9 protein-coding genes and 1 pseudogene are annotated in these 13,985 nt (G+C 64.7%); 8 read left to right on the forward strand and 2 right to left on the reverse strand.

Annotation, left to right across the window (positions count from 1 at the left end; genetic code table 11):
* The first annotated feature begins 65 nt into the window (after positions 1-65).
* From KZX42_RS04285 to KZX42_RS04320, 8 genes and pseudogenes are all read left to right on the forward strand, one after another.
* Complete coding sequence (locus KZX42_RS04285) at positions 66-2,993, forward strand: TonB-dependent receptor (RefSeq protein WP_248117449.1); 2,928 nt, start codon at positions 66-68, stop codon at positions 2,991-2,993.
* Between the two features lie 64 nt (positions 2,994-3,057).
* Positions 3,058-4,464 (forward strand): alkaline phosphatase, encoded by a 1,407-nt coding sequence (locus KZX42_RS04290; RefSeq protein WP_248117451.1) that lies wholly within the window; start codon positions 3,058-3,060, stop codon positions 4,462-4,464.
* Positions 4,465-4,971: 507 nt separating this feature from the next.
* Positions 4,972-5,664 (forward strand): annotated as a pseudogene (locus KZX42_RS04295) (IS6 family transposase).
* 189 nt (positions 5,665-5,853) lie between these two features.
* A complete protein-coding gene (locus KZX42_RS04300; protein ID WP_248117453.1) occupies positions 5,854-6,786 on the forward strand; it encodes a helix-turn-helix domain-containing protein in 933 nt (310 codons plus the stop codon).
* 122 nt (positions 6,787-6,908) lie between these two features.
* Positions 6,909-8,096, forward strand: a complete 1,188-nt coding sequence (locus KZX42_RS04305) for an acyl-CoA thiolase (RefSeq protein WP_248117455.1) — start codon at positions 6,909-6,911, stop codon at positions 8,094-8,096.
* Complete coding sequence (locus tag KZX42_RS04310) at positions 8,093-9,805, forward strand: class I adenylate-forming enzyme family protein (RefSeq protein ID WP_248117457.1); 1,713 nt, start codon at positions 8,093-8,095, stop codon at positions 9,803-9,805. Before KZX42_RS04305 ends, KZX42_RS04310 begins: the two co-directional genes overlap by 4 nt.
* Positions 9,802-10,737: a nitronate monooxygenase gene (locus KZX42_RS04315; RefSeq protein ID WP_248117459.1), complete on the forward strand. Its 936-nt coding sequence runs from the start codon at positions 9,802-9,804 to the stop codon at positions 10,735-10,737. The genes KZX42_RS04310 and KZX42_RS04315 overlap by 4 nt, the downstream gene beginning before the upstream one ends.
* A complete protein-coding gene (locus KZX42_RS04320; RefSeq protein ID WP_248117461.1) occupies positions 10,734-11,198 on the forward strand; it encodes a PaaI family thioesterase in 465 nt (154 codons plus the stop codon). Before KZX42_RS04315 ends, KZX42_RS04320 begins: the two co-directional genes overlap by 4 nt.
* A gap of 2 nt (positions 11,199-11,200) precedes the next feature.
* Here the strand turns inward: KZX42_RS04320 and KZX42_RS04325 are convergent, their stop codons facing one another.
* Positions 11,201-12,433 (reverse strand): acetyl-CoA acetyltransferase, encoded by a 1,233-nt coding sequence (locus tag KZX42_RS04325; RefSeq protein WP_248117463.1) that lies wholly within the window; start codon positions 12,431-12,433, stop codon positions 11,201-11,203.
* Positions 12,433-13,947, reverse strand: a complete 1,515-nt coding sequence (locus KZX42_RS04330) for a carotenoid oxygenase family protein (protein ID WP_312571853.1) — start codon at positions 13,945-13,947, stop codon at positions 12,433-12,435. The genes KZX42_RS04325 and KZX42_RS04330 overlap by 1 nt, the downstream gene beginning before the upstream one ends.
* Positions 13,948-13,985 lie beyond the last annotated feature (38 nt).

The following is a 13,985-nucleotide window of genomic DNA, read 5'->3' on the forward strand; positions in this document are numbered from 1 at the left end:
CCCGCCCGCGTCTTAGCCTTCTGACCGTCCGCAGGGGGCTGGCGGGTTCAAGGGATCAAGGCTCAATGAGCACCTCAAAAACTCTTACTCGCCTCAAGGCGACGACATCCGTCATGGCCTTCGTCATGCTCGCGGCGGCCGGTTCCGTCTCGGCTCAGACGTCCGCCCGAGGGCGCGCGCCGGTCGCGGTATCCGCGTCCGCCGGCGATCTGTCGGCCGCATTGGCGCAATATTCGCGGGCTTCGGGACTTCAGGTCATCGCCGATCCCGCCCTTTTGCGCGGTCGGCGCACTCAGGGAGTGTCGGGGACCCTCACGGCCGTACAGGCGCTGGATCGTCTTTTGAGCGGCACGGGACTGGTCTGGCGTCTGAACGGAGACGCTGTCGTCATCACCCGGGGCGCACAGGCTCGGCCGGCCGGGCCGGCGGCGTCGCGCGTGGTTTCGACCGAGGATCAGGCGGAAACCTTCGCCGAGCTTGAAGAGGTCGTGGTCACCGGCAGCTTCTCCTCCAGCCTGACCCAGGCCCTGGACATCAAGCGCCGCGCCGACAATGTCGTCGACGTCATCACCGCCGAGGACATCGGCGACTTTCCCAGCCAGAATATCGCCGAAGCCCTTCAGCGTGTGCCAGGCGTCTCGATCGTCCGCGACCGGGGCGAAGGTTTGTTCGTGCGCGTGCGGGGCCTGGGCGCCAACTTCCAGATCACGACCCTGAACGGCCGCAGCGCCGCCGTGAACGAGAATGTCCGCGACAGCGGTCAGAGCGGGCGTCAGTTCCGGTTCGACACCCTGCCGTCCGAACTGGTCGCGGGGGTGGACGTGATCAAGAGCCCGCTCGCTTCGCTGGACGAAGGGGCGATCGGGGGCGTGGTCAATGTGCGCACCTTCCGTCCGCTGGACCTGAAGACGTCGCGCCTGGCCCTGTCCGGCGAAGTCAACTACGCGGAGAACGCTGGGGATCTGAACCCGCGCCTGTCCGCACTGGGATCCTGGGTCAACGAAGATCGCACCTTCGGCGCCCTGCTCGCCGCCGTATATGACCAGCGTTCCCTGCGCCAGGACCGCATCACCGGCGTCACCTGGGGCACATATGCGGCAGGCGTGGACACGAATGGCGACGGCGTGTCCGACAGCGGCTCCATCATCTATCCGCAGGCGCTGCGCCCTACGCTGGAGACGGAAGATCGTGAGCGCTACGGCCTGAACGCCGCCCTGCAATGGCGGCCTACCGCGACGACCGACGTAAATCTGGACATCACCTACACCGATCTGATGGTCGATTACGACGAACTGACCTATTCGGCCGACGCCAATGTCGCGAATGCGGTGCGCGGCACTGCGCGGGTCGAGAACGGCGCCCTGGTGGGCGGAACCTTCAGCGGCGGCACCAGCCAGATTGGTCACGAAGTCTCGCGCCTGCATCACGACAACCTGTCGGTGGGTCTGAACCTGCGTCAGCAGATCGGCGCCTGGACCGTGTCGGGAGACGCCGCCTATGCCCGCGCCGCAAGCGACACGCCCGACCCGATCACAAGATCGCGGGTTCAGGGCCCGGTCGGGCGGATCCAGATCGACATGCCCAGGTCGGGCGGCGGCGTCCCTTCGATCCGCTTTCTCGACGCGGACATGAACAGTATCTCGACGCTGCCGGGACGGCGTCTGGAATATCGGGTCAACGACACCCTGGACGAAGAGACCGCAATCCAACTGGACTTCGTCCGTTCCGTCTCCTTCGGGCCCATCGCCAAGGTCGCCTTCGGCGCCAAATATCGCGATCGTGCGCGCGACTACAATCGTCGCGATTTCAACATCACGCGCGGCATTTCCGGCGTGACCCTGGCTCCGGACTTTTTCCAGCCCTTCTCGCAGAAGGACTTCCTGTCCAAGGTCGGGGCTGAACTGCCGCGCAACTGGGTCGTGCCGAACCCGACGCGGTTCCTGCGCCAGATCACCCAAGCCGATCTGGACGCGCCGTTGTCGCGGGGCGATTTACGCAACTCCTACCAGATCGACGAGACCATCCTGGCCGGTTACGGCATGGCCGACGTCGAGACCATGCTGTTCGGGGCGCCCTTGCGCGGCAATTTCGGATTGCGGGTCGCCCAGACAGAGCAGACGTCTTCGGGGCACGCCGACAACGGGCGGGCCGCCCTGCCGGTGTCGTTCGACAAGACCTACAATGACGTCCTGCCATCTCTGAACCTGGTGTGGGAAGCGCGCGACGACTTCCAGTTTCGCATTGCGGCGGCCAAGGTGATCACTCGCCCGTCCCTGTCGGACCTAGCCCCCAGGCTGACGCTCAACTCATCGGGCGCCCTCTTCACCGCCGTTGGTGGGAACCCCGAGCTTAGGCCGTTCGAGGCCTGGCAATACGATGCGGTGGCGGAATGGTACTTCTCGCCGTCCAGCGCCCTGATCGGCGGGGCCTTCTACAAGGACATCACCACCTTCTCGACCCGTCGCCGGTCCAATATCGACATCGACGACGTGACCTATGAACTGACTGCGCCGGTCAACGGCGGCACGGCTTCGATCGCGGGGATTGAGCTGGCCTACCAGCAGTTGTTCCCGTTCCTGCCGGCGCCGTTCGACGGTCTGGGGATGACAGCCAACCTGACCCTGACCACGACCGACGCGACCTATTACGACGGTACGCGCGAGTTCAAGGACGACCTCGAAAACGTCGCCAAGCAGAGCGTCAACCTGACCGGCTTCTACGAGAAGGGGCCGCTGGCGGCGCGTCTCAGCTATTCCTGGCGGGGTGACGTGCTGCAGGAAGTCGGAACCAACGGTCTCGAGTCGGCGAATGATCGGGCCTTCGGATCGCTGGACGGCAGCCTGAGCTACAAGCTCACCGATCGACTGACGGTCTCCGTGGAGGCCATCAATCTGACCGACCAGCCGCAAGAGCAGTTCGTCGCTGACAACCGCTTCGTCGGCTACACCGACTACGGCCGCACCATCTCCGTCGGAATGAGCGCCCGTTTCTAATATCCACCTGCCACCCCGCGCGTCGCCGGCGACGCGCGGGGTTTTCTGTCTTTAGGAGATCGTCATGAAACTCTTCTTGCCCGCTCTGCTCGGCGCCGCTCTTTCTTTCCCGCCGATCCATGCTCAGGCCCAGGTCCAGGCCGACATCACAGCACTCGATGCAGCGACGGCGTTGAGGCCCGACACGGGGCGGCCGAAGAACGTCATCCTGATGATCGGCGACGGTATGGGCATCAACAGCGTCACGGCCGGTCGCATCTACGAGGGCCAGGCCCTGGGCGAAGACGGCGCCAGCCATCGGCTGTCCTTTGATCGTTTTCCCTATACGGCCCTGTCGCGAACCTATTCGGCTGATCGTTTCGTCACGGATTCCGCGAACGGCGCTTCGGCTTTGATGACCGGATATAAGACCATCAACGGCGCCATCGGCGTCAACGACCAGGTGCGGGCGCGTGATTGCACCTCCGTCACGGCGGCTCGCGTGCCGACACTGTCGGAACTGGCGCGGGCCAAGGGACTGGCGATCGGGGTCGTAACGACCGCGCCGATCACGGACGCGACGCCTGCGGCCACCTATGCCCACACCCCCTTCCGCGGGTGGCAGAGCGACATCGACATGCCGGCCCAGGCGGTGTCCCAGGGCTGTATCGACATCGCGCGACAACTGGTCGAAGGCGAAGCCACGCCCGAGGTCGTTCTGGGCGCCGGACTGGCCTATCTGAAACCCGAGGCGGACGGAGGACGCCGCAAGGACGGTCGAGATCTGGTCGAGGCTTGGCGCCGCCGTAGCGGCGCTTCGACCGTGGTCAGCGACCTTGCAGGGCTGACGGCCAGCACCACGCCGCGCCTGATGGGTCTCTTCTCCAAGGCCGCCCTGCCGGCGGACGCCGATCGAGCGCCCGACAGCACCATGCCCCGACTGCCGGACATGACGGCAGCGGCGATCCGTGCCCTGTCGCAGAACGTTGAGGGCTATCTGCTGGTGGTCGAGGGCGCCCAGATCGACACCTATCACCACGCCAATGATCCACGTCGCGCTCTGGCCGCTGTGGCCGAGTTCTCCCAAGCCGTGGACGCCGCGCGTCGACTGACCGATCCCGCCGATACGTTGATCATCGTCACGGCGGACCATAGCCACAGCCTGGTCCTCACCGCCGGGGCGGACCGCAAGGCGCCGCTGCTTGGCCTGGCCGGCGCAGACGGCGCACCGAACAAGGCCTTGGACGACGCGCCCTATCCGACCCTGATATACGGCACGGGCCCGTCGCCGACGCGACCGCAAGCTATCGCCCGCGCAGAAGGATCGTCAGACGCCGACGCTCTGCGCTCGGTCGCCGTGCCCTTGTCCAGCGCGGGACACGCTGGCGAGGATGTCCCGGTTTATGCCGACGGCCCTCAAGCCTATCTGGTGCGCGGCGTGATCGAACCGACCTATGTCTTTCAACTCATCCGAAGAGCGCTGTCACTCTAGGTTCAGCACCTATTAAATCGCTTCCACAACCGGCGGCGCCCTGATTCCTGGTCGGGGTGCTGTCAGGGCGCTGTCAGTCTAACGCTGACTTGTCTCCACTTCAGGGCCGCGTAACGGTCGATGGGAGATCGCATTTCGTGAAACTGCTCGTTTAAGCGCCATCGTTTTCCTGCGGCGGTAGTCCGCCAAGCTGTGTAGCTCTACTTTCGCTTCAGCCTCAGCCTTCGTGACGTTGAAGAGCTAATGGCCGCGCGCGGGATCGATGTCAGCTATGAGACAATCCGTTGCTGGACGATCAAGTCCGGACCCCAGATCGCACGGCGGCCGAAGAAGCTTCGCCCCTCCCCTTCGCCACGCTGGCCTCTCGACGAGGTCGTTTGCTCAATCGGTGGGAAGCGGATGTTCCTATGGCGCGCCGTAGATGATGAAGGCGAGGGGTGCTGTCAGTCTAACGCTAATTTGTCTCCACTGAAGGCCAAAGCAAGCGGCTGACTGGGGACGAATTCCATGAAGCCGTTATCGTTCAAGCGCCACCGCTTCCCGGCGGAGGTTATCCGCCACGCCGTGTGGCTCTATTTCCGCTTCAGCCTGAGCCTTCGGGATGTCGAAGAGCTTCTCGCGGCCCGAGGCATCGAAGTCAGCTACGAGACCATCCGCTGTTGGACGATCAAGTTTGGACCGCAGATCGCAAGGCGGCTGAAGCGGCTCCGCCCCTCCCCTTCCCCTCGCTGGCATCTGGATGAGGTGGTCTGTTCGATCGGCGGAAAGCGGATGTTCCTGTGGCGCGCGGTTGACGATGAGGGCGAGGTCCTGGACCTCGTTGTCCAGCGCAGGCGAGACACGGAGGCGGCTCTGGTGCTGTTGAAGCGATTGCTGCGGAACCAGCCTGTCTAGCCAGAACGCATCGTCACCGACGGCCTTCGATCATATCCAGCTGCTCTTGAGGCATTGGGCCTGCGCCATCTGCATTCACCAGGCCGGCTTCGGGAGAACAATCGGGCGGAGAACTCCCACCTCCCTATCCGACGGCGAGAGCGGCAACAACAGCTGTTCAAGTCCCAGGCTTCAGCCCAGCGATTCCTCACCACCCACGCAGCGATCTACAACACCTTCTACACCCAGCGTCACCTCGTCAGTCGGCCCACGCTGCGACGCTTCCGCGCCACGGCCGCGTCCGCTTGGGCGGCGGCCGTGGCTTGAGATTTTGGTGGGTTGGACAAGTTGTGGCTGCCGGCGATTAACCTGACAGCGCTGGAAAATGTTTTAGAAACTCGCCACTTCGAGCGGTTAACCTGACAGCACTCGACCACAATCATTCGCGACGACACGTGGTGGTGCTAAAGCTCCACGATGACACATCTCGACGATCCGTCGGCACATGACATGCCCATGCGTTTGCTGATCATGGGCAATCCGGTGGCCAAGGCGTTCGCCATTATCGGCGATGCGTGGACGCAGCTGATTCTTCGTGAGGCCTTCTATGGCGCGCGTCGGTTTTCGGTCTGGCGCGAGCGTCTGAATATTCCGCGCAGCGTGCTGACGGATCGGCTGAAGCGGCTGGTGGAGGTCGGGGTGCTGGACGAGCGCGGGGTTGGCGGAGGAAGCACGCGAACGGAATATCATCTGAGCGAGATGGGCCTGGATCTGTTCGGCGTCGCCGTCATCCAGGGTCAGTGGGAACGGCGGTGGGCGAGTTCGCCGTTGCAGGATCGTTACGCCCTGACCTTCTACGACCGGCTCAGTGATGCGAGGGTTGAGCCTGCTGTTTTCGACCACAAGCGGGGCCATGTCGTCGATCCGCGTCATATCGGGTGGGAGGCGCGCGATGGGCTTGAGGCGATCCCCGCGCCGACCTCGCGGCGGCGAAGAACTCAACCGATCGAAACCGACCGGCCGATGATCGACCGATCCACGGATGTGATGGGCGACTACTGGAGCTGGGGCGTGCTGGCGGCCGCATTTTTCCGGCTCAGGCGGTTCGACGCGATCCACGAGGCGCTGGGGGTCGCGACCAATATCCTGGCGGATCGGCTGAACCGGCTGGTCCTGCACGGCATCCTGAGGAAAGACCTCTATCAAAAGACGCCGCCGCGCTTCGAATATCGGCTGACGGAGGCGGGGCGCGATCTGTTTCCCATGATCATCGCCATGCACGGGTGGAGCGAGCGGTGGCTATGCCCCGACGGTTCTCCGCTGCACCTGATCGACAAACGCACGGGCCAGCGCGTGACCCCGGTCGTTTGCGACGCGGAAACGGGCGTCGCCCTCGATCCTCGACGAATGCGTTGGGAGATGGAAGACGCCGTCACGGCGAAGTCCTGATACGCACCAGTCGGCGCTCCCGCCTATCGCACCGTTGATCGTGCGACGATCCAAACTCCAGTCACTTGCATTAGGAAACCTTTGAGTCCTACATTGCAAACTTGGACGGATCGGAGGCTGCCTTGGAAGACGACGTCGCCATCGCCGAGAGAAAAGGCCGGAGCGCCTATATCGTCGATGCGGTGAGAACGCCGCGCGGCAAGGCGAGGCCCGATGGCGGTTTGGCCAGTCTGACGCCCCAGGCCCTGATCGCCGCCCTGATCGACACTCTGGCGGTGCGGACCCAAGGCCGGGCGCGGCGCGCCGAGGGGTTGATCATCGGCGCCGTCGGACAGGTCGGCGCCCAGGGCGCAAACGTCGCCCTGGTGTCCAAGCTGCACGCCGAACTGCCCGACGAAGCCTTCGCCTTCAGCCTGAACAACTATTGTGTTTCGGGCCTGACCGCCATTGGACAGGCAGCAAACATGATCACGTCCGGCGGCGCCGATCAGATCTTGGCGGGCGGGGTCGAGATGATGTCGCGCGTCCCCTTCATGGGCGACAAGGCCGATTATTACGAGGACGCCAGCTTTCCTCTGAGAACGCGCTACATCCCTGTGGTCGTGGCGGCCGATCGTTTGGCCGAAGACATCGGCGTCACGCGCCAGGAGATGGATTCCGCCGCCCTGAGGTCGCAGCAAAGGACCGCCGCCGCAGAAGGCACGATGCTGACAGCCTCCCGCATCGCCGTAAACGGCCTGGATGTGGAGGAGCCGGCGCGCGCATCGACCACGGCCGAAACCCTGGCGGTCATGCCCGCCGCCTTCGAGGCTCTCGGAGCCCAATACGCCGATGCGCTTGGCGGGCGCACGATCGACCACCGCCATACCGTCGCGCACGCGCCGCCCATGTGCGACGGCGCGGGCCTGGCCCTGATGTCGTCGAATGGAAAAGGCGCGCGGGCGCGCATCGTGGCCTATGTCGAGACAGGTGGCGACCCGCACGCCTCGCTTACGGCCGGCTTCACCGCCATGGACCGGGCCCTGGCCAAGGCAGGTCTCGACCTGAAGGCCATGGACAGGGTCGAGTTCATGGAGGCGTTCGCGGTCACCATCGTCAAATTCCTGCGCGAACGGGATGTCGATGTGGACAAGGTCAACGTCGGCGGGGGGCATCTGGCCAAGGGCCATCCCATGGGCGCCACAGGGGCCATTCTGTTGTCGTCCCTCTTGGACGCGATGGATGACTGTCAGGGGCGCTATGGGCTCGTGGTCGCAGTCGGCGCGCAGGGCATCGGGGCCGCCATGGTTGTGGAGCGCCTCGCGCGATGATTTTGATACCGGAGGCGCGCATCCAGGCCATGAAGGCGCGGGGTTGGTGGGGGGAGGCCACCTTCGACGACCTGTTCACCGCCCAAGTCACCCGCCGTTCAGACACCCTAGCCTTGGTCGATCCCGTCAATGCGATGGGGGTGGTCGGTCGTGCGCCGCGCAGGCTGACCTGGGGCCAGATCGCGGATGAAGTCGATCGCATGACCGCCGTTCTTCACGCCGCAGGCGTCCGGCGTGACGATGTGGTCGTCGTCCAACTGCCCAACATCGGCGAGTTGACCAGCGTCTATCTGGCCTGCGCACGATTGGGCGTCATCGTGACGCCCGCACCGGCTCAGTATCGCGAAAGCGAACTGGCCCATATCGTCGCACGAACCGATGCCGTCGCCGCCATCACCGCCGCCCGCATCGGCAAACATGCGCATGGCGAGATGCTGACCGCGCTCAAGACCCGATGCCCCAGCCTGAATGATGTGTTTGTGCTGGGCGGCGCGCCGGACGGCGCCATCGATCTGGACGGCGCATTGCATCAGGTGGCTCATGCTGAAATCGCCGCAGCCCACGCCGCCGCCAAGGCCGCGCAGGTCACCGCCGACGACGTCGTCACGATCTGCTGGACATCCGGCACGGAGGCCGAACCCAAAGGCGTCCCGCGCAGCCATAACGAGTGGATCGTCATGGGCGACGGCGTGGTGGACGCCGCCGACCTGTCGTCGGAAACGCGCGTGCTGAACCCCTTTCCCATGGTCAATATGGCCGGCATCTCCACCGCTTTGGTCGGCTGGCTGCTGACGGGCGGCGTGGTGGTCCAGCATCATCCGTTCGATCTTAACGTCATGCTCGCCCAGATCCGCGACGAGGCCATCGACTATACGGTCGCCCCGCCCGCCGTTCTGAACACCCTGCTCCAGACCGAAGGACTTCTGGACGGCATCGACTTCGGTAGGCTGAAATCCATAGGCTCGGGGTCGGCGCCGCTTTCTGAATGGATGGTCCGCACCTTCCACGAGAAATACGGCGTCCAGATCGTCAACTACTTCGGCTCCAACGAAGGCGCCTCGTTCGCCAGCGCAATGAAGGACATGCCGGCGGCGGCCGACCGCGCCACCCTGTTCCCTCGCCTCGCGCCCGGCTTCGTTTGGAAGGCCAAACTGCATGATCGCGTCTTCACGCGTCTGGTCGATCCGGAAACGGGCGTGGAAATCTCCGACAAGGGGATGGCCGGAGAGCTGCGCATCAAGGGCGCGACGGTCTTCTCCGGCTATTGGCGGGCGCCCGAGATCAATGCCCGCGCATTCGACGACGACGGCTGGTTCCACACCGGCGACCTGTTCGAATACGCGGGCGAAGACGCCCAACATCTGAAGTTCGTCGGTCGCCTCAAGGACATCGTCATTCGAGGCGGGGCCAACATCTCGTCCGAAGAGATCGAAAATCATCTGATCGCCCATCCCGCCATCGCCGAAGCCGCAGTGGTGGGCGCGCCCGATCCGAGGCTGGGCGAACGTCTGGCGGCCTTTGTCGCCTTCAAGCCAAACCGAACCGCGACGCTGTCGGACATCAATGTCTTCCTGACGGTCGAGCGGAAGGTCGCCGTCTTCAAACAGATCGAGCGACTGCATGTTCTCGATCACCTCCCCCGAAACCCTGTCGGCAAGGTGCTGAAACGCGACCTGCGCCACCTGCTGAAAACCGAAGAGTCCGCATGAAGCCTCCGTTCGACACCCTGCGCCTGCCCGTATTCGCGGCCCCCATGTTCCTGATCAGCGGACCGGAACTGGTCATCGCGGCCTGTCGCGCCGGGGTCGCCGGGGCGTTCCCGACGCCCAACTGCCGCACGATCGAAGATCTGGATCAGTGGATGGATCGGATCGTCAGCGCTCGCCTGCCCGGCGATGCGCCTTGGATCGCCAATATGATCACCCATTCCACCAATACGCGGCTTTCCGAAGACCTGCGGCTGATCGCCCAATACAAGCCGCCGGTGGTCATAACGGCCCTCGGATCCCCTCGCCCGGTGATGGAGACCGTCAAGAGCTACGGCGGCCTGGTGTTCGCCGATGTCGTCAGCATGAAGCTGGCGCGCAAGGCGGCCGAGGCCGGCGTCGATGGCCTGGCGTGCGTCAGCGCGGGCGCCGGGGGGCACACGGGGCACCTGTCCCCCTTCGCCTTCATCTCGGCGGTGCGGGATTTCTTTGACGGCTATGTCGCGGTGGGGGGCGGCGTTGGAGACGGGGCGGGCGTCGCGGGCGCGGTCGCTGCGGGTGCGGACTTCGTCTATATGGGCACGCGGTTCCTGGCGACGCAGGAGAGCCTGGCGCAGGACGATTACAAGCAAATGGTCGTCCAATCCGGGCCTGACGACCTGGTCGTCTCGCCGGCCATCACAGGGACGGCTGCCTCATGGCTGCGCCCCAGCCTGATCGCCGCCGGACTGGACCCCGACAATCTGGGCGGTCCTGTCGACCGCAACTATACCAGCGGCGGAAACCAGAAGCGCTGGAAGGATCTCTGGGCGGCCGGCCAGGGTATCGACGCCGTTCGCCGAATCGAGCCGGTGTCGCAGGTCGTAGAACAACTGACTCAGGAGTATCGGGCCGCCAGCCAGCGGTTCAACGCGCTGGCCTTATCGCCGGCATGACCTCCACCGCCTCCGCGCTTCACGTCCACGAAGGCGACACAGGCCTGGACCTGCTGCGCCAATGGCAGGATCGCGGCTCGTCCCTTGGCGGCTTCTTTTCCCTCATCGGCGCCCGCGTCGAGGCCTATGCAGACGGCGAAGTCGTCGTACGGTGCGAGATCGACGAGGGCCACGCCAACTTCATCGGCTTGGTGCACGGCGGCCTGACCGCAGCCCTGATCGATATGGCGGGCGGCGCCATGATGAGCCGACTGACGCCGGGCCAGATCGTGCTGACCACCGACTTGGCCGTGCGTTATCTGAACGGCGCGTCACAGGATTGCACCGCGCTGGAGGCCAAGGGCGTCGTCACCTATCAGGACGCGCGCAAGGCCGTGGTCGATGTCGTGGTCACGACCGACGATGGCCTAGACGTCGCGCGTGGCGTCGTCGGCCTCGCGATCCGTCCACACCCGGTTTGAAGTCAGACCCCAATCACCAGGCTGACCGTGGTCGTCGTCGATCCGCCGATGTTCAACGTCTGAACGTTGCGGGCGCCTTCGACCTGGTAATCGCCGGCCGTGCCGGTCGTCTGCTTGAAGGCGTCCAGCGCCATGCGGACGCCGGTCGCGCCGACCGGATGGCCGCAACCGATCAACCCTCCTGACGGATTGATGGGCAGCCGTCCGCCGATCTCAATGTCGCCGGCCTCGACCGCCTTCCAGCTATCGCCGGGCGCCGTCAGCCCCAGGTGATCGATGGCCATATATTCGGTCATCGAGAAACAGTCGTGGGTTTCGACCACGTCCACCTGGTCCAGCCCAATACCGGCCCGCTCACGCGCATCGTCGATCGCGCGCTTCACCTGCGGGAAGACGTAGGGCGCGTCGGCGCTGTTGGCGATCTTGCGCGCATAGCTGATCGGCGACGACCGATGCCCCCACCCCTTCACACGCGGCAGGGTGTCCAGGTCGACGCCGCGCTTGCGGGCATAGTCGGCCGCGCGCTGCTCGGACGCCAGAACCACCATCGCGGCCCCGTCGGTCACCTGGCCGCAGTCCGACTTGCGCGTGCGTCCTTCGATGGGCGGATTGGCCGTGTCGTCGTCACTGAAGCTGAGATTGTCGAAGGCCCAGTTGCGCGTCTGTGCGTTCGGATTACGCCGACCGTTGGCGAAGTTGATCTCGGAAATCCGGCGCAGGTGGCGTTCGTCGATACCGTAGCGGCGGTCGTATTCGTCCGTCAGGTCCGAAAAGGCGCGTGGCCAGACATAGGTGGCGTCCCCATATTCGTGCCCATGCCAGGCGGCCGCGCCCAAATGCTCGGCGGCGGTCTTGCCCGGCACGTTGCGCATCAGCTCAAGCCCGAGAACGGCGGCCGTGCCATAGCGACCCGCCTCGATGTCCGCACAGGCGGCCAGCAGCGCCAGGCTGCCAGACGCGCAGGCCGCCTCATGCCGGCTGGTCGGCAGGCCGTCGAAACGATCGTCCGTCATGGCGAAGAAGCCGCCCAGCAAACCTTGGCCGGCGAACAGATCGCCCACGAAGTTGCCGACGTGCCCGACCTCGATGTCGCCCGGCTCCAGATCGACGGCGTCCAGGCCCTCGCGCAAGGCTTCTCCGAACCCGTCGGCGATCTCCAGACCCTCACGCGCCCAGTTCCGCGCGAAATCCGACTGCCATCCGCCGAGGATATAGACCGCGCTGCGATCGGCCATCACGCAGCCCTCCGGGCGGCCCGGATCGTCTCACCCTGGGACCAGGTCGCGTGCGTGCCGCTGGAGATGCGACCCGGCAGGATGATGCGCGCCACCGGCCCGTCGTCCAGCTTGCGCGCGTCATAGATGACGCACTCCGACCGATCCTCGATCATGTCGGTGACATAGGTGATCAGATAGCCGTCGTCTTCCTCGGTCGCGCCGACGCGGGGCGCGAAGCCCGGCTCCGATCCGTAGCGTTCGGGGCCGAAGTCGATCGCCCAGCTTTCACCGGTCTCCATGTCGTGCTTGACCAGTCCTGTGAACAGGAACCAGCCCGGCTTGGACACCGCGCTATAGGCGTAGCGGTATTTCACTCCGGCGAACTGGTTGTTGATGACGCCGAACTCCAGCACTCGGTCGTCCAACCGTTCTTCCGTCGTCTCTCCGGTGCTGAGATTGAACCGCCAGCGATGCAGCTTGGGCTGCAGCATGTTCTGGTCCAGGAACGTCATGATCCGCTCATAGCCCGGCAGGGCGTCCGGGCTGGTCTCGGGCACCGGATTGTCCTGGAAATAGCCGTCCATGACGATGGTGTCGCCGTCTTCCCAGGCGTTCAGGAAGTGCAGAACATAGGTGGCCTTCGCCTCGAACCACCGCACGTCCTCGGCCGATCCCATCCGCGGGATCACACCGAAGCGAGACTTCATGTCGGGGTGGAAACGCGCGACGTGATAGCCCTTGGGCAGCAGATGCTCTTCCCAGAACAGCGGGAAGTCGTTCAGGATGGCGTAGTTGGTGGTGAAGGCCATGTCGTGCGGCAGGCGCGCGCCGGGCAGAGGCACCGGCGTCAGATGCTTCAGCCGATTGTCCGCCCCCACCACGCCGTAGTGCATGTGCGGCGCGGTCTTGGAATAGTTGAAGAACAGCAGCTCTCCGGTCTTTTCATCCACCTTGGGGTGGGCCGAAATGCCCTCGGGCGGGCACCAGTCATCCGTTCCCAACGGCTCCAGCGTGTAGGGATCCAGACGATAGGCCTCCCCACACTGATAGAAGGTCGACAGGATCGCTCCCGCGTGAATGATGACGTCCGTCGAGGACGAATCCTTCAGCCCGCCGTGCGCGCCCCAGCCGGGGCGTTCGGACTGTGACGGATGCTCGGCCAGTCCGGCCCACAGGGCGCGACCGGCCTCCTGTTCGGCCTGGAAGCCCTTCGTGCGGACAAACCGGTTGCGGTAGGCGGCCTTGCCGTCCTTCAGGCTGATGGCGTGGATCATGCCGTCGCCGTCGAAGGGATGATATCGGCCGATCGGCTGCTGAATCGGGTTTTCCGTGTTGCGGACATAGACCCCGTCGATATCGAGGGGAATAGCGCCGATCACGACCATGTTCTCGGCCGTGTATTCCTCATGCTGCGGTGTCCAGGCCCCCGTCATATAGGGATGATCGCCGGGCTGAAGCGTGACCTTCAAAGGTCGCTCCAACAGGTCATCGGAACTGGACTGATCAGCGACTGCAGTCTGAGAAAACGCCACGGCGGCCTCCTTTGGACGACCAACAAAGATAGTCGGTT

This window comes from Brevundimonas sp. EYE_349 (assembly GCF_023147505.1).
In the GTDB taxonomy this organism is placed as follows: domain Bacteria; phylum Pseudomonadota; class Alphaproteobacteria; order Caulobacterales; family Caulobacteraceae; genus Brevundimonas.